Below are 21843 nucleotides of genomic sequence, written 5' to 3'. Positions count from 1 at the left end.
GATAGCTGTTTTAATAGCTGTGATTCGCAGCAGTAACTGGACTGGATTAACCCAATACCGCCAGCAGCACCCCGGCTGCTACCGCACTCCCCAGTACACCGGCCACATTCGGGCCCATGGCGTGCATCAGCAGGAAGTTCTGTGAGTTGGCATCCAGCCCCACCTTGTTGACCACCCGAGCAGCCATAGGTACCGCGGATACACCGGCAGCGCCAATCAGCGGGTTAACCTTGCCACCAGACAGCTTGCACATCAGCTTGGCCATCAGCACGCCTGATGCAGTGCCGATACCGAAGGCGACCGCACCCAGTACCAGAATACCCAGAGTCTGGATCTGCAAAAACTCCTCTGCTGACAGCTTGGAGCCTACCGCCAGACCCAGAAAGATGGTGACGATATTGATAAGTTCATTCTGTGCAGTCTGAGACAGGCGATCCACCACTCCGGATTCACGCATCAGGTTACCCAGGCAGAACATACCCACCAGAGGTGAAGCGGCCGGCAGGAACAGGATAGTTAACCCCAGCACCATCAGCGGAAACAGGATCTTCTCCTTCTTGCTCACCTCACGCAGCTGCTCCATCTTGATTTTACGCTCTGCCTCTGTGGTCAGTGCTTTCATAATGGGCGGCTGGATAATAGGTACCAAAGCCATATAGGAGTATGCTGCCACGGCGATCGCCCCGAGTAACTCAGGCGCCAGCATGGAGGCCACAAAGATAGCCGTTGGACCATCAGCCCCACCAATAATGGCGATGGCTGCCGCATCCTGCAGGGTAAACTCAAAACCGGGAACCAGATTCAGACCGATTGCCCCCAGCAGGGTGGCAAAGATACCGAACTGAGCCGCGGCTCCCAGCAGCAAGGTTTTAGGGTTGGCAATCAGGGCACCAAAATCAGTCATAGCCCCCACCCCCATAAAGATCAGCAGAGGGAAAATACCTGTCTTGATACCCACTTCATAGATGTAATAAAGCAGTCCACCGGGGTCGTTAAACCCTGCATTGGGAATGTTTGCCAAAATCGCACCAAACCCTATGGGCAAGAGCAACAGAGGTTCAAACTTCTTGGCTATCGCCAGATACATCAGCAGCAGGCCAACGGCCATCATCGCCGCCTGAGGCCAGGTGAAATGGGCTATGCCCGTCTCACCCAGAAACGCCATTAATCCTTCCACGACGCCTCCTTAACTCAGTGCCAGCAACTGAGAGCCAACGTTGACGCTGTCACCCTCTTTAACAAACAGCTTGGCGATCACACCGTCACAAATGGCACGCACTTCAGTTTCCATCTTCATGGCTTCCAGGATGATGACAACATCTCCCTCTTTCACCGTATCTCCCGGTGCCACATTCACTTTGAAGATGTTGCCGGACAGAGGCGCGCTCATTTCAGACTTTACTGCGCCACTGGCAACCTGTGCCGCAGGAGCAGAAGCAGCCGGCACGGGAGCAGCGACCGGAGCGACCTGAGTGATATCACCACCCGGAGTCACCTGGACCACATAGGCCTGGCCCTGAACGTTGACAGTGTATGTCTCACCTGCCTCAGCAGACTTGGCTGGCGCAGAAACTACCGGCTCAGGCTCATTGCCCGGAGCGGGTTCAAAGGCGTCTGGGTTGCCGCGGTTTTTCAGGAATTGCAGACCAATTTGCGGGAACAGAGCATAGGTGAGTACATCGTCATCCAGACCTTCCGCCTGAGCCAGCTGAATGCCTTCACTGCCGGCTTTACCACTCAACTCGGCTTTCAGCTTGTCAAATTCAGGTGCCAGCAGATCAGCAGGACGACAGGTGATCGCTTCGCCGCCCTTCAGCACACGAGCCTGCAGCTCGGTATTCACTGCAGCAGGCGTGGCGCCATATTCCCCCTTAAGAACGCCTTCGGTTTCCTTGGTCATCGACTTGTAACGCTCACCGGTCAGCACATTAATCACTGCCTGAGTGCCCACAATTTGCGACGTTGGGGTAACCAGTGGCAGGAAGCCCAAATCCTCACGCACCCGTGGGATCTCTTCCAATACCAGATCCAGTTTATCGGTCGCACCCTGCTCTCTGAGCTGGTTCTCCATATTGGTCAGCATGCCGCCTGGCACCTGAGCCTTAAGAATGCGGGAATCGATACCCTTGAGTGAGCCTTCGAACTTGGCGTACTTCTTACGTACTTCGCGGAAATAGGCTGCAATGTCTTCCAGGGCGCCCAGGTCATAACCTGTATCACGCTCGGTACCTTCTGCCATGGCAACCACGGTTTCTGTGGCCGTGTGACCATAGGTCTGGCTCATTGATGAGATAGCGGTATCCAGCACATCAATACCGGCTTCGATAGCCTTTTGGTAAGTGGCTGTACTCAACCCTGTGGTGGCATGGCAATGCATAGCAACCACAAGATCAGTTTGTTGCTTGAGACGGGAGATCAGCTCATAGGCCTCCATGGGCTTAAGCAGACCGGCCATATCCTTGATACAGATAGAGTCACAACCCATATCTTCAAGACGCTTGGCCATATCTACCCAGTTGTCCAGAGTATGAACCGGGCTGGTTGTATAGGAGATAGTACCCTGAGCATGGCCTTCCACCGCTTTAACTGCTTTGATAGCGGTTTCCAGGTTACGCACATCGTTCATGGCATCGAAGATTCGGAAGACATCAACCCCATTGGTTTTGGCACGCTCGACAAAGCGGGTCACCACATCATCAGCATAATGACGATAGCCCAACAGGTTCTGACCACGCAGTAACATCTGTTGGGGAGTATTTGGCATGGCTTGCTTCAGCAAACGGATGCGCTCCCAGGGATCTTCCCCAAGATAGCGGATGCAGGCATCGAATGTGGCGCCACCCCAGGATTCCAGCGACCAATACCCAACTTTATCCAGCTTCGCTGCAATGGGCAGCATATCTTCAATTCGAAGTCGGGTCGCCAGAATGGATTGGTGGGCGTCCCGGAGCGCAACATCTGTCAATGCTAAGGCTCGGCTCATAATTATCTCCCTTTGTTATATCTTTGCCCGTTATCGGATTCAGGCTTTGGTACGGTACTGATGGATAGCAGCAGTGATCGCTGCCAACACTTTGGGATCGACATTGGCTTGTGCCGAGTCTGGCTGAGGCTCCCCAATGTCCAGAGCAGGTTTGGGACCATATCGGGAGGCCACAAAATTGACTCCGGCAATCAGAATTCCCAAAAATACAAACACCATGACCATCCCCATAGCCATAATGCCAAACGCTACCGTCAAGGATTCAGTAATGGTTTCCATCTTGTCCTCTTATGATATTCAATCACTGCGCATACTCTGTCGCCGGGAACTCAAGTACTCCATTCAACCCGGCACAATCTGAAGCGAAAAACGGTTATCGCATAAATATGATCACAAAACCGCTAACGACCATAACCAATCTATAACAAGAAAGCCAACCCATTGTAAATTGGTCTGACCAATATTAGTAAAATCAAACCTTGCTGACAGAGAAAATAAAAATATTGAGCCGCAATTTTTAAGATTTCATCAATAACAAAGCCGATATTGTAGAAAACACTCAATTCAGAAAGTGTTAAATTAGCGTTTTAAGCCTCTGCTTTTGTAAGAAGCCAAAATCAGACCTGGCTGATACAAACGCTATTAACTGACTAGTTATGCATATCAAGAATATCTAATAGGTGTCTGCCGACATCGACCATTTGAAGCATTTGCAGCCAATCCAGCACTCGCGGGGTCAAACAGGAAGGGGCTAGCTTAAAGGGGGATTAGCAGGGGTTGTCGATTACTTCTTTTACTCGTGGGGATCAAAGGTCCAGGTAAAGGATACAGCAGTAAGGCGATAAACGAAGGGATGACGGAACAGGCCAGAGAGACTCCTGGATCCGATAAAGGAAATGACAAAGGGTAAATACAGCAGGATAACGGAAATGAAAAAGCCCCGGAGTTTGACGTCCGGGGCCTTTCAATATGGCGCGCATGGAAGGAGTCGAACCTCCGACCGCCTGGTTCGTAGCCAGGTACTCTATCCAGCTGAGCTACATGCGCTTTTTGTTCATTGATTTCAAAGAAAGATGGTGCGCGTGGAAGGAGTCGAACCTCCGACCGCCTGGTTCGTAGCCAGGTACTCTATCCAGCTGAGCTACACGCGCGGTATCTTTGAAATAAATGGCGGAGAAGGAGGGATTCGAACCCTCGATGGGAGATAAAGCCCATACTCCCTTAGCAGGGGAGCGCCTTCGGCCACTCGGCCACCTCTCCGACTTAAAATGGTGCGCGTGGAAGGAGTCGAACCTCCGACCGCCTGGTTCGTAGCCAGGTACTCTATCCAGCTGAGCTACACGCGCTTTTAAATCTAGTCTATCGTTATTTTGGTGCGCGTGGAAGGAGTCGAACCTCCGACCGCCTGGTTCGTAGCCAGGTACTCTATCCAGCTGAGCTACACGCGCAGTTCAAAATAATATAACAGGTTTTTCTTGGTGCGCGTGGAAGGAGTCGAACCTCCGACCGCCTGGTTCGTAGCCAGGTACTCTATCCAGCTGAGCTACACGCGCAGTTCAAAGAAAAACAGCAGTACTTTTTTTGGCGCGCATGGAAGGAGTCGAACCTCCGACCGCCTGGTTCGTAGCCAGGTACTCTATCCAGCTGAGCTACATGCGCGGATCAAAAAAGTCGGTACAATTTAATAAAGCGATAAGGCGATAAGGCGTTAAAGCAGATGGTGCGCGTGGAAGGAGTCGAACCTCCGACCGCCTGGTTCGTAGCCAGGTACTCTATCCAGCTGAGCTACACGCGCATAGAATTGTATCGGTACTGCAAAAAACAAAAAGCTGGTGCGCGTGGAAGGAGTCGAACCTCCGACCGCCTGGTTCGTAGCCAGGTACTCTATCCAGCTGAGCTACACGCGCACATCTATTTGCTTTAGTAAGAAATGGCGGAGAAGGAGGGATTCGAACCCTCGATGGGAGATAAAGCCCATACTCCCTTAGCAGGGGAGCGCCTTCGGCCACTCGGCCACCTCTCCGTGTTTCTTGGCGCACATATTACTGTTTGAAGAAAATAAGTCAAACGCTTTTTGGAAAGGAAAATTCGTTTGAGCTGATTTTAATCAAATTGCGCTGATATACATCAAATCCGCCTTGATAAAGCCCCCTATCGCTCTGTTTTTACACACTTCCTGGTCTTTTATTTCGATCAGAGCTTAACGTCGTCCAGGCAGCTCTGAGGCAAAATCAGGCGCAATAAATGGCAGCATTCACATAGTTGACGACAATTTGGCCGGCTAAGCTGGTTTGGCAAATAGAGTGAGTGTCACCTGGGTGCAAAATTTCAGCTGTACCCTGACTGTATTACCAGAAACAACCGCAGCGCTCATCACCCGATAAGCAGTAGCAGGCAGCTTAGACAGGCCAAACTTTTATATGGCTGGGAAAAACCTAAACGTGAACAGATAACCCGCAGCACTATATAAGTAGATGTGCTTGGTCTCCCGTCAATTGGAAGTGAGTTTCAATCACGGTTAAGTAATATCCGGATTGAGTAAGCAGAGTGGATGGAGGCAGCAGTTCGGGCAAAAGTTCAGGAAACAGCTCAGGGCAATAGTTCAGAGCTACAAAGAGGAATAATTGGTGAGGGTGCAAAACAACTGAGAAAGAACCGCACTAAAACAAAAACCCCCGCTTATGCGAGGGTTTTGGGCAATAAAAAAGTCAGTGGACAACTGACTCTCTTATTATGAGCGCGGCAACTGCGCTTGATTACCAATAGTCAAAACTATTAGAAATTGCCGCTCTCGTTACCTGAACCAGATTTTTCAGATTGGATTCTCTGATAAATCTCTTCACGGTGTACAGAAACTTCTTTCGGCGCATTTACACCGATACGCACTTGATTTCCTTTCACACCCAGCACTGTTACGGTGACTTCGTCACCAATCATCAGTGTTTCACCAACACGACGAGTCAAAATCAGCATTCTTTTGCTCCTTTAGTTCCCAATTCAGCAATAACTCGGTACACACCCGGTACTTATGCTTATTATAAGGTCAGCATAGTACAAATTAACAGTAGTCATTACCAAATCGGTTATTTACTTACAGCTCGTTTAGCTCAAAAGCGTGATGTAGCGCGCAAACTGCAGATCTTAGATGGTTCTGCGGAATCACCAATGCAAGTTTTATTGCAGATGAAGAAACCAACTTAACATGTATTCCGTGTTTGCCCAAGACATCGAAAACCTTGGCAGCAACCTCTGTTTTAGCCAGATTATTGTTCCCAACCAGGGAGACTCTGACCAGATCCTGTTCAAAGTAAACCGGACCTATATTGAGAGTTTGACTGACACTGTCCAGCTCGGCAAGTACCCTTTCCAACCAGGATTGAGCAATAGTAAAGCTGACAGTTGATGCACTGCTGCGGGTTTTGCTCAGCAGATCAGTTTCAATTCCCATTTCGGCAAGGCGCTTGAACAGCACTGCCAATCTATCGCTGGATTCATCCAATTCGTCGAAAGAGACCATGGCCAAATCAGCACTGACGGCAATCCCGACTACTTTACCTGCCTGATGATATTGACCATCAAAACAGATCAAAGTGCCCTCGCCATCCTCAAAACTGGACAACACCCTCAGTGGTACCCGGTATTTTTCGGCGTAAGCGACAGAATCAGGGTGCAGCACCTTGGCACCCAGGCGGGCCATCTCAAACATTGAGCTGAAGCTGATACTGTCGAGACGTTTGGCAGCAGGTTCCAGGTTGGGGTCTGTGGTAAATACACCGGTAACATCGGTAAAAATCTGGCATTCATCGGCACTTAATGCCGCTGCCAGCGCCACTGCCGTCGTGTCTGAACCGCCGCGTCCCAGCGTGGTGACATCCCCATTGGGGTTACGTCCCTGAAAACCTGCGACGACGGGGATAATGCCTTGTTCCAGCAATTGCTCCAGATAGTCGGTATCTACCTGTTCAATAGCGGCACGGCCAAACTGGCTGTTGGTATGGATTTGTACCTGATCACCTGTAAGGGATCGGGCTGGAATGCCACGCTTTTGCAGTGCCATGGCCATCAGGGCGATACTGATCTGCTCACCGGTTGAGATAAGCATATCCATTTCACGGGGATCACCATAAGCAGTGACCTGTCCGCCCAGTGCGATCAGGCGATTGGTCTCCCCCGCCATCGCGGAGCATACAATCACCTGCCTTTCACCGGCCTGATAAGCCTTGGCTATACGCTCGGCAAGCGCCTCGATGCGCTCGATTGAGCCCACCGAAGTGCCACCAAACTTTTTAACGTAAAGCTTACTCTTACAAAGAGACTGGCTAAGCTTTTGCTCTTCTGGCACTGACGACCTCTTACAGACGCTCGGTCAGCCAAGGCATAACATCAGACAGTGCTTTGTCCAGATGTTCTGGCTGACTGCCACCGGCCTGAGCCATATCTGGACGACCACCGCCCTTACCACCTACCTGAGCGGCCACCATGGCAACCAGCTCACCGGCTTTGACTTTACCCACCAGGTCTTTGGTCACACCAGCAATCAGGTTAACCTTGGCATCGCCTGCGATACCCAGTACCACAACGCCACTGCCCAGCTTCTGCTTCAGTTCATCCTGTAAGCCACGCAGTGCACCAGGCTCAACGCCTTCCAGCTTCTTAACCAGTACTTTCACACCATTAACTTCAACGGCGTCACCGGCCAGATCAGCACTGGCAGCAGCTGCAAGTTTGTCTTTAAGCTGAGCATTTTCTTTTTCCAGCTGCTTAGCTTTGTCCAGCTGAGCCTTCAGCTTGGCAACCAGAGACATGGCGTCGGCTTTCAGCAGGCCCGCTGCTTCGCGCAGTTCAGCCTCTTCCTGAGCGACATAATCCATAGCCGCAGCACCAGTTACCGCTTCAATACGGCGGATACCCGCTGCGATACCACCTTCAGAGGTGATCTTGAACAAACCGATATCACCGGTACGACCTACGTGAGTACCACCACACAGTTCGATAGAGAAGTCACCCATGGTAACTACGCGAACATCGCTATCGTACTTCTCACCAAACAGTGCCATGGCACCTTTTTCTTTGGCGGTATCGATATCCATCACTTCTGTTTTCAGCTCATGGTTACGACGGATTTGCGTGTTAACCAGCTCTTCAATCTCTTTCAGTTCGGCGCTCTTAACCGCTTCAACATGGGAGAAGTCAAAACGCAGACGCTCAGGGTCAACCAAAGAACCTTTCTGAGTCACGTGAGCCCCCAGAACCTGACGCAGTGCAGCGTGAAGCAGGTGGGTGACAGAGTGGTTCAGTTGAGTGCGGTGACGCAGTTTCTTGTCAACGGCAGTGCTCAGAGACTGACCAACTTTCAGCTCACCAGTGTGCAGTACACCCTGATGACCAGTCGCCTGACCGTACTTCTGAGTATCAGTCACTTCAAACTCGATACCTTCAGCCAGCAGCTGACCTTTGTCACCTACCTGACCACCGGACTCACCGTAAAACGGTGTGGTTTCCAGTACGATTACCGCCTTGTCACCCGCCTGAATCGCTTCAACCGCTTCGCCATCTTTATAGATAGCCACAACTGGGCTGTTGCCGGTCAGGTTGTCATAACCACTGAATTCAGTTTCGCCATCAATTTTAAGTACTGCGTTGTAGTCAGTACCAAACTTACCGGCTTCCTGGGCGCGACGACGCTGCTCAGCCATTGCGGTCTCAAAACCAGCTTCATCGACATTGATATTTCGCTCGCGGCAAACGTCAGCGGTCAAATCCACTGGGAAGCCGTAGGTGTCGTAAAGCTTAAATACGGTTTCGCCATCCAGAGTGTCACCCTTCAGGGCTTCCAGTGCCTGATCCAGCATACCCAGACCACGCTCCAGAGTACGGGCAAACTGCTCTTCTTCAGCTTTCAGCGCTTTCTCTACAATCTCCTGAGAAGCTTTCAGCTCTTTGGCGGCATCACCCATGACTTCAATCAGAGTCGGGACCAGTTTGTAGAAGAAGGTATCGGTTGCCCCCAGCTTATTACCGTGACGTACTGCACGACGGATAATACGACGCAGTACATAACCACGGCCCTCATTGGATGGCATCACACCATCGGCAACCAGGAAGGCACATGAACGAATGTGGTCGGCAATCACTTTCAGAGAGTTGTTGCTCAGATCTTCCACACCAATGATTTCAGCCGCTTTGGCGATCAGCTTGGTGAAGATATCAATTTGGTAGTTGGAGTGAACGCCCTGCAGAATTGCGGCAATACGCTCCAGGCCCATACCTGTATCAACAGAGGGCTTTGGCAGCGGGTCCATAGCACCGTCAGCCTGACGGTTGAACTGCATAAATACGATGTTCCAGATCTCGATGAAACGGTCGCCATCTTCTTCAGGCGTACCTGGACGGCCACCCCAGATGTGATCACCGTGATCGTAGAAGATTTCGGTACAAGGACCGCAAGGACCAGTGTCCCCCATCTGCCAGAAGTTATCAGATGCATAAGGTGCACCTTTATTGTCACCAATACGGATGATGCAATCTTCAGGTACGCCAATTTCATCTTTCCAGATGTTGTAGGCTTCGTCGTCAGTTTCATAAACAGTGACGCACAGGCGCTCTTTTGGCAGTTTCAGATCTTCAGTCAGGAAGGTCCATGCAAAGCGAATGGCGTCATGCTTGAAGTAGTCGCCAAAGCTGAAGTTACCCAGCATTTCAAAGAAGGTATGGTGACGCGCGGTATAACCTACGTTGTCCAGGTCATTGTGCTTACCACCGGCGCGCACACAGCGCTGAGAAGTGGTCGCTCGGGTGTAGCTACGCTTGTCTAATCCCAGGAACACATCTTTAAACTGGTTCATACCGGCGTTGGTGAACAACAAAGTTGGATCATTGCCCGGAACCAGCGAACTGCTGTCGACAACCTGATGACCATTTTTGGCGAAGAACGCCAAGAATGCGCTTCTCAGCTCTGCAGTGGTTTTGTACATGAAATCTTCCTGAATAGGTATCTAGAAAAATGCAAATGAGTAAGTGTACACACTCGCCCACAAATGCCCAGCATTATAAAGCAGACATTAGGCCAACAACCAGCCTTGTTTAACATTTGCTGCAGCAAGGGAAAAGAATAGAGGAAGAGAGAGAATTAACAGGGGGGAGATGACTTAAGTTATCCACTCAGTCATCAACATAGGGATCATAGTCCAGCGCATAGGCGACCTGGTCATAACTGAAGCCCTGGCCAATCAGGTATCTGATACGACGAGCCTTTTCTTTATGCTCAAGTTTTTCAGGCTCACCATATTTGCGGCTGGCCTTCTCTTTTGCCAGTTCGTACCAGTCGCAATCACTGCCATCAATCACAGATGACATGATCTCCCTGGGTACGCCCTTTTGGATAAAGGCCTGCTTTATACGAGCCGGGCCGTGGCCCTTGGCAATATGACTGCGCATCAGCAGTCCGGCAAACCTTTCATCGTCGAGATATCCCATGGACTCACAATAGTCCATGGCTATATCTGCATCGGGAGAATCAAATCCTTTGCCGAGCAGTTTTGATTTAAGCTCGGCTCTGGAGTGATCCCGCCGCGCCAAAATTGCCAGCGCGGCTTGCTTTACTTCCTGGCTCAGAATACTTCACCGGTTTCCATATCGATGTTTTCATTGCCTTCAGCTGGTGCAGCTTCGCCTTTACTCAGCAGCATGGCGCGCAGTTGCTGGTCAATTTCAGCAGCCACTTGTGGGTTTTCAACCAGGTATCTACCTGCGTTGGCACGACCCTGGCCGATCTTGTCGCCCTTGTAGCTGTACCAGGCGCCAGACTTCTCAACCAGTTTATGGGCAACACCCAGGTCAACCAGTTCGCCGGTGCGGTTAATACCCTGGCCGTAAAGGATTTGGAACTCAGCCTGCTTGAATGGGGCTGCGATCTTGTTCTTCACCACTTTCACGCGGGTTTCGTTACCCACAACTTCATCGCCCTCTTTGATGGCACCGGTACGACGGATATCCAAACGAACAGAGGCGTAGAACTTAAGGGCGTTACCACCGGTAGTGGTTTCAGGGTTACCAAACATCACACCAATCTTCATACGGATCTGGTTGATGAAGATACACATACAGTTGGACTGTTTCAGGTTACCGGTCAGCTTACGCATTGCCTGAGACAGCATACGCGCCTGCAGACCCATGTGTGAGTCACCCATTTCACCTTCAATTTCAGCCTTAGGTGTCAGCGCTGCAACCGAGTCAACAACGATAACGTCTACTGCACCACTGCGGGCCAGTGCATCACAGATCTCCAGAGCTTGTTCACCGGTATCTGGCTGAGAACACAGCAGGTTGTCGATATCTACGCCCAGTTTCTTGGCGTATACAGGGTCCAGTGCGTGTTCAGCATCGATAAAGGCACAGGTTTTGCCCTGACGCTGAGCCGCTGCGATCAGTTCCAGAGTCAGAGTGGTTTTACCGGATGATTCAGGACCATAGATTTCAGTAATACGACCCAGCGGCAGACCACCAGCACCCAGCGCTACGTCCAATGACAGAGAACCGGTAGAAATGGTTTCCACATCCATGGTGCGGTTATCACCCAGCTTCATAATAGAGCCTTTACCAAACTGCTTTTCAATCTGGCCCAGCACAGCTGACAGCGCTTTCTGTTTGTTCTCGTTCATTAACAGATCCTTTAATCACTCAGTGGTTTAACCCACCACTATGGCTAATATTCGTTTCATCACACCCGAAGCAGTGTCTTTTGAGTTGACTCAGGAAGCCGGAACCAATTCAAAATCCAGCTCACGCACCGGATGACCATTTGCAAATTAGTATACTGTACAATCATACAGTATCAAGTACTGTATAAAATTATTTTTGCTCTCCTCTCGCTCTCGCTGATTGGCGTTAGATAAATCTCAAACTGCTCCACACATCCGCCGGGTTTATTGTTAAAATCGCCCCCAATAAGAATGACACCAAAGCCTGGACTCGCCTGTCGGCCTCCAATGAGAGGTATAGATACAGGCGCAGTCACGACGGCACAATATAGGCATAAACGCGTTAATGACGACTGAAATCAACAACCTGGACCTGGAAAAGCACACTCCAATGATGCGTCAGTATCTGACGATGAAGGCAGAGCATTCAGATATGTTGCTGTTTTATCGTATGGGGGATTTCTATGAACTCTTTTACGACGATGCCAAAAACGCATCTGAGTTGTTGGGTATCTCATTAACCGCCAGAGGCAAGAGTGGTGGCGACCCTATTCCCATGGCAGGTATTCCTTACCATGCCGTAGAGGGCTACCTGGCCAAGTTGGTGCAGCAGGGGCAGTCAGTTGCCATCTGTGAACAGGTTGGTGACCCGGCGACCTCAAAAGGTCCGGTTGAGCGCAAAGTGGTGCGTATTGTCACCCCGGGAACCCTGACAGATGAAGCCCTGCTGCAGGAACGTCAGGATAACCTGCTGGCCGCGGTTTACGAAGGTAAACAGGGTTATGGCTACGCCACCCTGGACGTTGCCTCCGGCCGCTTTGTCATTGCAGAGCTGGATACTACTGAGGCGCTGGAAGCTGAGCTGCAGCGCACTAATCCGGCCGAACTGCTTTACAGTGAAGACTTCAGCCAGATGCAGCTGATTAACCAGATTAAAGGTAAGCGTCGTCGCCCTGAATGGGAGTTCGATTACGACACCTGTATCCGCCTGTTGCTGGAGCAATTCGGTACCAAAGATCTGCGTGGTTTCGGTATTACCGACGCCCGACTGTCACTCCAGTCCGCCGGCTGTCTGATGCAGTATGTAAAAGACACCCAGCGCACCGCCCTGCCCCATATCAACTCCATTGTTCGCTTTAACCAAAGTGACACTATCGTGTTGGATGCGGCAACCCGCAGAAACCTTGAACTGACGATGAATCTTGGGGGCGGCCGCGACAACACGCTGGCCTCGGTACTGGATGCAACGGCGACACCTATGGGTAGCCGTATGTTGCAACGCTGGCTGCATCAGCCACTGCGCAGCCATGACCAAATCAAGGCCCGACAGGCGGGTGTGACAGAGCTGCTGGAGTCCGGTCTGTATACAGATATCCACGACTCTTTAAAGACCCTCGGCGATGTTGAGCGAATTATGGCCCGTCTGGCACTGCGCAGTGCCCGCCCCCGCGACTTCGCCCGTTTGCGTCAGGCACTGGGCATGCTACCTGAATTGCAGAGCATGTTGAGCGGTTGTCAGTCCGATTATCTGGCTCGTCTGGCAGGCATGCTCGGGGAATTCCCTGAGCAGTATGAACTGTTGGAACGCGCCATCATAGATAACCCGCCAGTGCTTATCCGTGACGGCGGAGTCATCCGCGAGGGCTACAGTGCCGAACTGGATGAGTGGCGCGGCCTGAGTGACGGTGCCACCGGTTATCTGGAAGAGATGGAAGCCAGAGAAAAAGACCGCACCGGCATTCATACCCTTAAGGTGGGTTATAACCGGGTCCATGGTTACTACATCGAAGTGAGCCGCGCCCAGTCAGATCTTGTGCCTCTGAATTATCAGCGTCGACAAACGCTGAAGAACACTGAGCGTTACATTACGCCAGAGCTGAAAGAGCATGAAGAGAAGGTACTCTCCAGTCAGGGCAAGGCGCTGGCACTGGAAAAGCAGTTGTGGGAAGAGCTGTTTGACCTGATCCTGCCCCATCTGCATGAACTGCAGACCTTTGCGTTGGCGGCTGCCGAGCTGGATGTGATCAGTAATTTCGCCGAGCGCGCCGATATGCTGGACTACCATTGCCCTGAGCTGTGCCAGGAAACGGGTATAGGCATCGAAGGCGGACGCCATCCTGTGGTTGAACAGGTCAGCAGCGAGCCCTTTATTGCCAACCCGGTAGAGCTGCACGCTTCCCGTCGTATGTTGATTGTGACCGGTCCCAATATGGGCGGTAAATCTACCTATATGCGCCAGGTTGCACTGATCACCCTGATGGCTCACATAGGCAGCTTTGTGCCGGCACAACGGGCGGTAATCGGTCCTGTGGATCGTATTTTTACCCGTATTGGTGCCTCCGACGACCTGGCATCCGGGCGCTCGACCTTTATGGTGGAGATGACAGAAACAGCCAATATTCTGCACAACGCCACCTCCCACTCTCTGGTGCTGATGGATGAGATTGGCCGTGGTACTTCTACCTATGATGGTCTGTCTCTGGCCTGGTCAGCGGCAGAGTATCTGGCACGCAATATTGCCGCTATGACGCTGTTTGCGACCCACTACTTTGAGCTCACTCAGATGCCGATGACGCTTCCTCATGTACACAATGTGCATCTGGATGCGGTAGAGCATGGCGATACCATCGCCTTTATGCACGCCGTACAGGAAGGCGCTGCCAGTAAGAGTTATGGTTTGCAGGTTGCTGCGCTGGCAGGCGTTCCGGCTCAGGTTATCCGCAGTGCCAAACATAAGCTGAAGCAACTGGAAAATCGTGAACAGAATCTGGATATGGCGTCAGCGCCATCACAACAGCAGCTGATGTTTGCCGAGCCGGAAGAGTCTGCTGCAGTTACCCGTCTTAAACAGCTGCAACCGGATGAACTGTCACCCCGCCAGGCTCTGGACCTTATCTACGAGCTGAAAAAGCTGGCAGACGTCTGATTCTGAATAATAAAAAACGCACCCTGAGGTGCGTTTTTTTTACTCCTGAGCACTCAGAAACCTCAGGTCCATGCCTTCACGCCCAAGCATATTCTTCAATCGTCCCAGCGCTTCAAATTGAACCTGCCTGACTCTTTCGCGGGTCATATTCAGCGCCTTGGCGACCTGCTCCAGTGTGCCGGGCTCGTGTCCCTGCAAACCGAACCGACGGTTCAATACTTCCTGCTGTGAGTTATTCAGCTCTGATACCCAGACAGACATGGCATTGCTAAGGTCGTCATGATAACAATGTGCCTGAGGTTCTACCCCTGCTCTGCTGGGTAACACCTCAGATAAACTTTGCCCACCTTCGCTTCCCTGAGGCTTATCCAGACCAACGACACTCTCGCGCAAACTCAAAGTCTGCCGAACCTCCCGGGTCTCCATTTCAAGCTCTTTGGCCAGCTCTGGCTCTGAAATTTCACGGTCGAGGTCCTTCTCCAACTGCCTTTTCTGCTTGAGACAGGTATTGAGTTTCTGCACCGCATAGACAGGTAAGCGTACCATTCGCCCCTGATTCATGATTGCCCTTTCAATATTCTGGCGAATCCACCAGGTAGCATAGGTGGAGAATCTGAAGCCTTTGTCAGGGTCAAACCCCTCCACGGCCCGCATCAGTCCCAGGTTACCTTCCTCAATCAAATCAAGCAGCGCCAGGCCTCGGTTTCGATATCGGCGGGCGATGTTAACTACCAGCCTCAGATTACTTTCAATCATTCTATTACGGGACTTAACGCAGCCTTTGCGCGACTTGGTGGCAAAGTACACCTCCTCATCAGCACTTAATAAGGGCGACTGTCCAATCTGATTCAGGTAACACTGAGTTGCGCTTAACTCACCATATAAATCTTCTGTGGCACCTGCCGGATATGACGACGACCGGGACTGTCCATAGCTGGTATTGTATCCGGGCATATCGGCAAGTGTGCCGTAGTTGGCTTCTTTGGCCAGATTATCGTTTCGCATCTTTGCTTCCCCCCAAACAATTTCAATGCAAAGCGAAATCTTATCGGCACAAAATTCTGCAACTTTAGTTTTGTTGTTCAGTCCTGAGACTTGCAACCGGATTTATCGCTGGAACAGGCATAAAAAAACGCACCCTAAGGTGCGTTTATAACGTCATATTACAGGCTATTCGCTTCTGAACAGCGCCTCAACAGAGAGTCCCTGAGAGCTCAACAGCTCCCGCAGACGCTTCAGTGCTTCCACCTGAATTTGACGAACCCGTTCCCGGGTCAGGCCGATTTCGGCTCCAACATCTTCCAGAGTCGATGGTTCATAACCCAACAAACCAAACCTGCGCGCCAGCACTTCCCTTTGTTTGGTATTGAGTTCGTTCAACCAACGAACGATGGAATTGGAGATATCTTCATCCTGAACCTTAAAGTCAGGTCCAACACGATCATCATCGGGTAATACATCGAGCAATGCCTTGTCGTTCTCGCCACCCAATGGGGTATCCACTGATGAAATCTTCTCATTCAGCTTCAGCATGCGGCTGACATCTGCACTGTCGATATCCAGTTTCTCTGCAATCTCTTCCGCAGTCGGTTCATGATCCAGCTTATGAGCCAGCTCCCTCGCGGTACGCAGATAGACATTCAACTCTTTCACCACATGTATTGGCAAACGTATAGTACGGGTTTGATTCATAATCGCCCGTTCAATCGTCTGACGAATCCACCAGGTGGCATAAGTTGAAAAACGGAATCCTCTTTCAGGGTCAAATTTCTCTACTGCACGGATGAGACCAAGGTTACCCTCTTCGATCAAATCAAGGAGCGCTAACCCTCGATTGTTGTAACGGCGGGCAATCTTAACGACCAGTCTGAGGTTACTCTCGATCATACGATTGCGGGATTTTTCGCAACCTTTGAGAGCTTTACGTGAAAAGTAAACTTCTTCTTCTGCACTGAGAAGTGGGGAAAATCCGATCTCACTCAGATAGAGTTGAGTGGCATCAAGATTTTTATGCAGGTCTTCCTGAACCTGCTGCTCCAGTTCTGCTTCCTGAACCGGGCTAAGTGTATCTGACTCCTTGTCATCGACCGCACCCTGAAGATGGGGGTCGGGTTGTTCTACTGATAAATCTACAAGCTCGTCTGCCACAGCAGTGTTTTTTTTACGGCTCATAATTTACTCTCCCAAACCTAGTAACACTATCTAGAAACTACTGCACGTTTTTATCCTCCAATGCCAAACTGGCAACCTAACAAAGTTATCTCTTAGGCAAATATTTCAAAGGGTTAACAGACTTACCATGGTATCGAATCTCGAAATGCAACATGACTCGATTGGTCCCTGTACTTCCCATTTTCGCAACCGCCTGTCCGGCACTGACGAGTTGCTTCTCTTTAACCAAGATCTTTTCAGCGTGAGCATATGCACTCAGATAATCATCACTGTGCTTAATAATGACCAGGTTTCCATATCCTCTGAGAGCATTGCCTGCATAAACGACTCTTCCCTCAGCAGCGGATTTGATCACTGTCCCTCGCTCTCCGGCGATCTTAATTCCTTTATCTCCCTGCCCATTGGCAGAGAAAGTGCCGATCAACTTACCCTGTACAGGCCACACCCAGCGATTCACTTTATCGGGTAGTGAACTCACCTCGGGAACGACGCGATGGTTAACAGATTGTTGCGCACTTGTAACAGCGTACGCCTGTGATTTTTCCTTGGCAAGGGATTTTTCGCTGCTTTGACCGGTATTTACGCGATCTCCAACCTTCGTATGAGATTTGGCAGGGTTAGTATTTTTGGGTGATTTGTTCGCCACCTGAGTCTTGACAGGGGGTTTGGGCTTTGGCGCCGGGGCTTTCGCCGATTTTGACCTTGACGTCAATGTAAGCCATTGGCCCGGATAGATGGTATACGACTTATTCAATCCGTTGATTCTTGCCACCTCGAGGAAGTCCTTATCGGCACCCCAGGCGATAGAATATAGGGTGTCTCCCCGCTTCACCTGATATTTTGTGCCGTCGATAGATCCCTTCTGGTGAACCGGCCTGGACTCGAAGCTAATGCTTTCTACAGGCGCAGGACGACTGGCCTGAAAGCTGCAGCCTCCAAGCGAAATCAATATTCCTGTCAATAAAATCAGTCGAATCAACACCAGGCCGTTTTCCGGTAGTTATTATTATGCCAGTTCACCATTTACCAGAGGGACGAAGCGCACAGCTTCGATGATCTCCTGGTGCAGGCCTGTCTCTGTTCGGGTGATCTGCAACAAATTCTGATGTGCTTCACCCACGGGGATAATCAGACGTCCGCCCACAGCCAACTGTTCGGTTAATACCGGCGGCAGGCTTGCTGCAGCGGCGGTCACGATAATGGCGTCATAGGGAGCCTTGCTGGCCCAGCCTTGCCATCCGTCGCCATACTTGAAAGACACATTATGCAAATCCAATCTCTTCAGTCGCTGACGAGCCTGAATCTGAAGACTCTTGATGCGCTCAACGGTACAAAGCTGAGGCACAAGGCGTGCCAGAATCGCAGCCTGATAGCCTGAACCAGTGCCGATTTCCAACACCTTTGAGGGGTTGGACTGCAACACCAATTCGGTCATGCGAGCGACAATATAGGGCTGGGAAATGGTCTGTCCCTGGCCTATCGGCAGCGCCGTGTTCTCATAAGCTTTATGGGCCAAGGCACCGTCAAGAAACAACTCTCTGGGAGTTTGAGCAACGGCCTGCAACACCCGGTGATCGCAAATACCGACCTCGCTCAGTTTGCGGGCAAGGTTTTGAGCAGCAGTCATCGAGGCAAAGCCATTCATATTTGTTCTATCCAGTCCTGAAGTTGTGCAATCTGACGATAGGCCGTCAAATCAACAGTTAATGGAGTAATTGATACATAGCCATTGGCTACGGCATCGAAATCTGTACCCTCACCGGCATCCTGCTCTTCACCCGGAGGGCCAAGCCAGAATATCTCGCGACCTGCCGGGTCCTGGGTTCTGACCATACCCTCAGCTCTGTGCCGGGCACCCAGTCGGGTGCTCTTAATTCCCTGGATCTCATGCAATGGCAAATCCGGAACATTGATATTAAGTATCTGATCCGCAGCCAAAGGGGAGTTCTTTAATCCCTCTACAATACGACAGGCATAATGCGCAGCTGTTGCATAGTGCTGCAATTTACGGCCCACCAGTGAGACAGCAATGGCCGGCAGCCCCAGAAAACGGCCCTCCATGGCTGCAGCAACTGTCCCGGAGTAAAGCGTATCATCCCCGAGGTTGGCACCGGCATTGATACCGGACACCACTATACTGGGCTCATCTTCGTAAAGTTCCCGTATTGCCAGGTGCACACAATCAGTCGGCGTACCATTTACCGAGATGTAGCCGTTTTCTAACCTATTAATTCTCAACGGATTGGTCAAGGTAAGCGAGTTGCTGGCACCGGAGCAATTGCGGTCCGGTGCGACCACCATGACCCTGGCCACTGACGCCAGCTCGTCTGCCAGGGCACGTATGCCAGGAGCATGAACACCGTCGTCATTGCTGATTAGTATTTTCATTCCTGTCCCGCTTGTTCTGCCTGTTTGGCCGCAAGATATTCCTGGAACAGACGCTCCTGGACATCTTCATATTCACACAGCTCACGCAACACTGAGGTCGCAAAGCAGCCTGAAGGCAGCATAAACTCCAGCTGGATTGTGGTGTCATCCAAGACGGTATACTTCATCATCTCAGGACACAGCAGCAGATTACGACGCTCCTGTTCCAGACCCGCCTTTTCAAGACCATCGCAATCGGCAGCCAACTCATACTTGCTGATAACCGCCTGCTCAAATTCTGCAGCCTCCGCCTGAGATGGCAAGGCTCCCCGTCCCCACAAAGGTGCAGACAGCAGAATGTCACGCTCTGCCAGGCGACGGGTTAAGGTCTCGTCCCACTGCTCAGCGACAAAGAAAGAGCGTGTCCCCGCCAGCATGACACAGTCTCCGGTCAGTACATCCGTTCCCTTCTGCGCCAGTCGCTCTGAGGCGATCAAGTTAAACAGGTTGGAGCGCACGGCAGACAGATACATGCTGCGCTTGTTTCTGTCCTTAACCTTACGGCCGGCGAACATCTTGCGTCCCTGATCCAGATTACGACCGTCATGGCCGAAACGCTGCTCACCAAAATAGTTGGGCACGCCCTGCTTAACCTGCTCGATACGTGCTTGCATGCCAGCCATATCTGACACATTGCGCAGCGTCAGCTTGAAACGGTTACCGGCCAGAGCACCAATACGCAGTTTCTTGGCGTGACGGGCACTGGACAGTACAGTCAGAGACTCACTGTTCATCGCCTGCCAGTCCGGTGTTTCCTTACCGGGAATACGCACACCAAACCACTGCTCAGTGACGGCGTTCTTGTCTTTCTGACCCGCATAGGTCACCTCTTTAGGGTGTACCCTGGCAAACTCAGCCAGCGTTTTTGCCACCTGAACGGTATTCAGACCATCTTTGCGAATGTGCAGCAGGTGGTGCTCGCCTTCCCCGGACGGCAAAAACGGCAGAATTTCCTGAACCTGGAAATCAGCGTTATGGGTGCGCAAGTCGGCGGTAATGCCCGGCTTGCCGTACAGGTATGTCAATTCAATCATGTCAACTTATCGCTATTGTATTACCGGGCAACCGCAGTCATCAGCACGACGGCTTCAACGGCGATCCCCTCTTTGCGACCGGTAAAACCCAATTTTTCCGTGGTGGTCGCTTTAACATTGATCTGGTCTATATCCGATGCCAGATCACTGGCCAGCACTTCACGCATGGCCTGAATATGGGGCAGCATTTTTGGCGCCTGAGCTATGATGGTCACATCAAGATTGCCCAGTTCAAACCCTTTTTCCTGTGCCAGTTTATAGCAGTGGCGCAGTAGCACCCTGCTGTCAGCCCCTTTAAACTCAGGGTCTGTATCCGGGAAATGCTTGCCGATATCACCCAGAGCAACCGAGCCCAGGATAGCATCTGAGATCGCATGCAGGACAACGTCACCATCAGAGTGAGCTACCAGACCTGCGTCATAAGGCACCTCAACGCCGCCCAGGATCAGCGGCAGTTCTCCGCCGAACTTATGAACATCGAATCCATGTCCAATACGCATCTTCATTGTTGTTCCTCAGTCTTAAGCTTAGTGACATCAGAGGATTGACTCTGAGCCTGGATAAAGAGTTCCGCCAGCGGCAGATCATCCGGATGTGTCACTTTAATATTGTCTGCACGTCCTGACACCAATCCGGGGTGGACACCCGCCCACTCCATCGCTGACGCTTCATCGGTTACCACAGCGCCCGCCGCAGTAGCGTTGCGAATATTGTCAGCCAGGGCTTTCGCCGGGAACATCTGGGGTGTCAGCGCATGCCATAGGTTATCGCGACACACAGTCTGCTCAATTTCACCATTGGCCTGGGCACGCTTCATGGTATCGCGCACCGGCATAGCCAGAATTGCTCCCTGAGGAAAGGTCTCGCGGGAAGCCAGCAGCCTATCGATATCATCATGGTGTAAACAGGGACGCGCAGCGTCATGTACCAGTGCCCATACGTCCTGAGACTCCGTTAGACTGTCGAGGGCAGCCAATACTGAGTCAGCCCGCTCTTTGCCACCTATCACAGTCCGGATCTTGCTATGAGTTGACTGGGGCAATTTGGAAAACCACACATCATCCGGATGCAGGGCAATCACCACGGCGTCTATACCAGGGTGCGACAGTAATCTATCCAGCGTCTGACCAATAATGGTCTGGTCACCCAGTTGCAGATATTGTTTTGGAAAGCCAGCTCCCATGCGTGCACCGATACCGGCAGCGGGAACTATGGCCAGAGTGTGTTGCTTGTCCATTGGGGAAGGGGTCATCAATCAAAAGTTCGGGATGGGGATTGTTCACTGCCGACAACACGGTAGAAGGTCTCGCCTTCCTTAACCATGCCAAGCTCATTACGGGCCCTTTCTTCCAGAGCTTCTGTGCCCTGTCGCAGGTCGCTGATCTCTTCGCGCAGCACCTGATTACGTTCTATCAGTCTGGCATTGCTTTCCAGTTGACTGTGGATCTGCTCCTTCAGGGCAAAGTACTCGGGCAGGCTGTTCTCGCCCATCCAGAGTCGGTATTGCAGCATTCCCAGCAGCAGAATAAGTACAAACAAAAAGCGCTTCATGGCCTGATAATCAAAATCGTTGGCAATCAGTAGAAAATAGCCAAATAGTAC

19 protein-coding genes and 10 tRNA genes are annotated in these 21843 nt (G+C 51.3%); 2 read left to right on the top strand and 27 right to left on the bottom strand.

The window, feature by feature from the left end; all coding sequences use genetic code 11:
• Positions 1-46 precede the first annotated feature (46 nt).
• From ACFOE0_RS20845 to ACFOE0_RS20785, 13 genes are all read right to left on the bottom strand, one after another.
• Entirely contained in the window at positions 47-1177 is a 1131-nt protein-coding gene (locus ACFOE0_RS20845; RefSeq protein ID WP_248934471.1) for a sodium ion-translocating decarboxylase subunit beta, read from the bottom strand.
• Positions 1178-1186: 9 nt separating this feature from the next.
• Entirely contained in the window at positions 1187-2983 is a 1797-nt protein-coding gene (gene oadA, locus ACFOE0_RS20840) for a sodium-extruding oxaloacetate decarboxylase subunit alpha (RefSeq protein ID WP_248934470.1), read from the bottom strand.
• Between the two features lie 39 nt (positions 2984-3022).
• Positions 3023-3262: an OadG family protein gene (locus ACFOE0_RS20835; RefSeq protein ID WP_248934469.1), complete on the bottom strand. Its 240-nt coding sequence runs from the start codon at positions 3260-3262 to the stop codon at positions 3023-3025.
• A gap of 691 nt (positions 3263-3953) precedes the next feature.
• Positions 3954-4030, bottom strand: a tRNA-Arg gene (locus ACFOE0_RS20830).
• Between the two features lie 27 nt (positions 4031-4057).
• A tRNA-Arg gene (locus ACFOE0_RS20825) sits at positions 4058-4134 on the bottom strand.
• Between the two features lie 17 nt (positions 4135-4151).
• Positions 4152-4243: transfer RNA gene (locus ACFOE0_RS20820), tRNA-Ser, on the bottom strand.
• Between the two features lie 9 nt (positions 4244-4252).
• A tRNA-Arg gene (locus ACFOE0_RS20815) sits at positions 4253-4329 on the bottom strand.
• 25 nt (positions 4330-4354) lie between these two features.
• A tRNA-Arg gene (locus ACFOE0_RS20810) sits at positions 4355-4431 on the bottom strand.
• A gap of 28 nt (positions 4432-4459) precedes the next feature.
• A tRNA-Arg gene (locus ACFOE0_RS20805) sits at positions 4460-4536 on the bottom strand.
• 29 nt (positions 4537-4565) lie between these two features.
• Positions 4566-4642: transfer RNA gene (locus ACFOE0_RS20800), tRNA-Arg, on the bottom strand.
• A gap of 59 nt (positions 4643-4701) precedes the next feature.
• Positions 4702-4778 (bottom strand) — tRNA-Arg (locus tag ACFOE0_RS20795).
• A gap of 35 nt (positions 4779-4813) precedes the next feature.
• Positions 4814-4890: transfer RNA gene (locus ACFOE0_RS20790), tRNA-Arg, on the bottom strand.
• A 24-nt stretch (positions 4891-4914) separates the two neighbouring features.
• Positions 4915-5006 (bottom strand) — tRNA-Ser (locus ACFOE0_RS20785).
• Positions 5007-5534: 528 nt separating this feature from the next.
• On the opposite strand from ACFOE0_RS20785, the gene ACFOE0_RS20780 reads away from it, so the two are divergent.
• Entirely contained in the window at positions 5535-5720 is a 186-nt protein-coding gene (locus ACFOE0_RS20780; RefSeq protein ID WP_248934468.1) for a hypothetical protein, read from the top strand.
• A gap of 38 nt (positions 5721-5758) precedes the next feature.
• On the opposite strand, the gene csrA is transcribed toward ACFOE0_RS20780, so the two are convergent.
• From csrA to recA, 5 genes are all read right to left on the bottom strand, one after another.
• Positions 5759-5956, bottom strand: coding sequence for a carbon storage regulator CsrA (gene csrA, locus ACFOE0_RS20775; RefSeq protein ID WP_115135310.1), 198 nt, complete (start codon positions 5954-5956; stop codon positions 5759-5761).
• A gap of 118 nt (positions 5957-6074) precedes the next feature.
• Positions 6075-7325 carry an aspartate kinase gene (locus tag ACFOE0_RS20770; protein ID WP_248934467.1) on the bottom strand — a complete coding sequence of 417 codons (1251 nt, stop codon included), beginning with the start codon at positions 7323-7325 and terminating at the stop codon, positions 6075-6077.
• Between the two features lie 10 nt (positions 7326-7335).
• On the bottom strand, positions 7336-9957 hold the full coding sequence (gene alaS, locus ACFOE0_RS20765) for an alanine--tRNA ligase (protein WP_248934466.1): 2622 nt from the start codon (positions 9955-9957) through the stop codon (positions 7336-7338).
• A 187-nt stretch (positions 9958-10144) separates the two neighbouring features.
• Positions 10145-10570 (bottom strand): regulatory protein RecX, encoded by a 426-nt coding sequence (locus ACFOE0_RS20760; protein WP_380712806.1) that lies wholly within the window; start codon positions 10568-10570, stop codon positions 10145-10147.
• 23 nt (positions 10571-10593) lie between these two features.
• The gene (recA, locus tag ACFOE0_RS20755) at positions 10594-11643 is read right to left on the bottom strand and encodes a recombinase RecA (RefSeq protein WP_380712683.1); all 1050 of its coding nucleotides are present in this window, start codon (positions 11641-11643) and stop codon (positions 10594-10596) included.
• 385 nt (positions 11644-12028) lie between these two features.
• Between recA and mutS the strand changes: the two genes are divergently transcribed.
• A complete protein-coding gene (gene mutS / locus ACFOE0_RS20750) occupies positions 12029-14608 on the top strand; it encodes a DNA mismatch repair protein MutS (RefSeq protein WP_248934465.1) in 2580 nt (859 codons plus the stop codon).
• 39 nt (positions 14609-14647) lie between these two features.
• Here the strand turns inward: mutS and ACFOE0_RS20745 are convergent, their stop codons facing one another.
• The 9 genes from ACFOE0_RS20745 to ftsB all read right to left on the bottom strand — a co-directional run bounded on the left by ACFOE0_RS20745 (position 14648) and on the right by ftsB (position 21792).
• Positions 14648-15613: a sigma-70 family RNA polymerase sigma factor gene (locus tag ACFOE0_RS20745; protein ID WP_248934464.1), complete on the bottom strand. Its 966-nt coding sequence runs from the start codon at positions 15611-15613 to the stop codon at positions 14648-14650.
• Between the two features lie 165 nt (positions 15614-15778).
• A complete protein-coding gene (rpoS, locus tag ACFOE0_RS20740) occupies positions 15779-16780 on the bottom strand; it encodes an RNA polymerase sigma factor RpoS (RefSeq protein ID WP_248934463.1) in 1002 nt (333 codons plus the stop codon).
• Positions 16781-16865: 85 nt separating this feature from the next.
• Positions 16866-17756 (bottom strand): peptidoglycan DD-metalloendopeptidase family protein, encoded by an 891-nt coding sequence (locus tag ACFOE0_RS20735; RefSeq protein WP_380712804.1) that lies wholly within the window; start codon positions 17754-17756, stop codon positions 16866-16868.
• A gap of 30 nt (positions 17757-17786) precedes the next feature.
• Positions 17787-18425: a protein-L-isoaspartate(D-aspartate) O-methyltransferase gene (locus ACFOE0_RS20730; RefSeq protein WP_115135318.1), complete on the bottom strand. Its 639-nt coding sequence runs from the start codon at positions 18423-18425 to the stop codon at positions 17787-17789.
• The gene (gene surE / locus ACFOE0_RS20725) at positions 18422-19168 is read right to left on the bottom strand and encodes a 5'/3'-nucleotidase SurE (protein WP_248934462.1); all 747 of its coding nucleotides are present in this window, start codon (positions 19166-19168) and stop codon (positions 18422-18424) included. The genes ACFOE0_RS20730 and surE overlap by 4 nt, the downstream gene beginning before the upstream one ends.
• Positions 19165-20241: a tRNA pseudouridine(13) synthase TruD gene (truD, locus tag ACFOE0_RS20720; protein WP_248934461.1), complete on the bottom strand. Its 1077-nt coding sequence runs from the start codon at positions 20239-20241 to the stop codon at positions 19165-19167. Before truD ends, surE begins: the two co-directional genes overlap by 4 nt.
• A 20-nt stretch (positions 20242-20261) precedes the next feature.
• Positions 20262-20747, bottom strand: coding sequence for a 2-C-methyl-D-erythritol 2,4-cyclodiphosphate synthase (gene ispF / locus ACFOE0_RS20715; RefSeq protein ID WP_248934460.1), 486 nt, complete (start codon positions 20745-20747; stop codon positions 20262-20264).
• Complete coding sequence (ispD, locus tag ACFOE0_RS20710; RefSeq protein ID WP_380712678.1) at positions 20744-21478, bottom strand: 2-C-methyl-D-erythritol 4-phosphate cytidylyltransferase; 735 nt, start codon at positions 21476-21478, stop codon at positions 20744-20746. Before ispD ends, ispF begins: the two co-directional genes overlap by 4 nt.
• 14 nt (positions 21479-21492) lie before the next feature.
• Positions 21493-21792 carry a cell division protein FtsB gene (ftsB, locus tag ACFOE0_RS20705; protein WP_248934766.1) on the bottom strand — a complete coding sequence of 100 codons (300 nt, stop codon included), beginning with the start codon at positions 21790-21792 and terminating at the stop codon, positions 21493-21495.
• Between the last annotated feature and the right edge of the window lie 51 nt (positions 21793-21843).

It is taken from the genome of Shewanella submarina, from assembly GCF_042646185.1.
GTDB classification, from domain to species: Bacteria; Pseudomonadota; Gammaproteobacteria; order Enterobacterales; family Shewanellaceae; genus Shewanella; species Shewanella corallii.
The sequence above is the reverse complement of the archived record's forward strand: the minus strand, read 5'-3'. Positions and strand labels throughout refer to the sequence as shown.

Excerpts from the sequence above, each read along its gene's own strand:
- oadA (WP_248934470.1), bottom strand. The coding sequence starts at position 2,983 with ATGAGCCGAGCCTTAGCATTGACAGATGTTGCGCTCCGGGACGCCCAC.
- ACFOE0_RS20835 (WP_248934469.1), bottom strand. The coding sequence starts at position 3,262 with ATGGAAACCATTACTGAATCCTTGACGGTAGCGTTTGGCATTATGGCT.
- ACFOE0_RS20780 (WP_248934468.1), top strand. The coding sequence starts at position 5,535 with ATGGAGGCAGCAGTTCGGGCAAAAGTTCAGGAAACAGCTCAGGGCAAT.
- csrA (WP_115135310.1), bottom strand. The coding sequence starts at position 5,956 with ATGCTGATTTTGACTCGTCGTGTTGGTGAAACACTGATGATTGGTGAC.
- alaS (WP_248934466.1), bottom strand. The coding sequence starts at position 9,957 with ATGTACAAAACCACTGCAGAGCTGAGAAGCGCATTCTTGGCGTTCTTC.
- recA (WP_380712683.1), bottom strand. The coding sequence starts at position 11,643 with ATGAACGAGAACAAACAGAAAGCGCTGTCAGCTGTGCTGGGCCAGATT.
- mutS (WP_248934465.1), top strand. The coding sequence starts at position 12,029 with ATGACGACTGAAATCAACAACCTGGACCTGGAAAAGCACACTCCAATG.
- ACFOE0_RS20745 (WP_248934464.1), bottom strand. The coding sequence starts at position 15,613 with ATGCGAAACGATAATCTGGCCAAAGAAGCCAACTACGGCACACTTGCC.
- rpoS (WP_248934463.1), bottom strand. The coding sequence starts at position 16,780 with ATGAGCCGTAAAAAAAACACTGCTGTGGCAGACGAGCTTGTAGATTTA.
- ACFOE0_RS20730 (WP_115135318.1), bottom strand. The coding sequence starts at position 18,425 with ATGAATGGCTTTGCCTCGATGACTGCTGCTCAAAACCTTGCCCGCAAA.
- surE (WP_248934462.1), bottom strand. The coding sequence starts at position 19,168 with ATGAAAATACTAATCAGCAATGACGACGGTGTTCATGCTCCTGGCATA.
- truD (WP_248934461.1), bottom strand. The coding sequence starts at position 20,241 with ATGATTGAATTGACATACCTGTACGGCAAGCCGGGCATTACCGCCGAC.
- ispF (WP_248934460.1), bottom strand. The coding sequence starts at position 20,747 with ATGAAGATGCGTATTGGACATGGATTCGATGTTCATAAGTTCGGCGGA.
- ispD (WP_380712678.1), bottom strand. The coding sequence starts at position 21,478 with ATGGACAAGCAACACACTCTGGCCATAGTTCCCGCTGCCGGTATCGGT.
- ftsB (WP_248934766.1), bottom strand. The coding sequence starts at position 21,792 with ATGAAGCGCTTTTTGTTTGTACTTATTCTGCTGCTGGGAATGCTGCAA.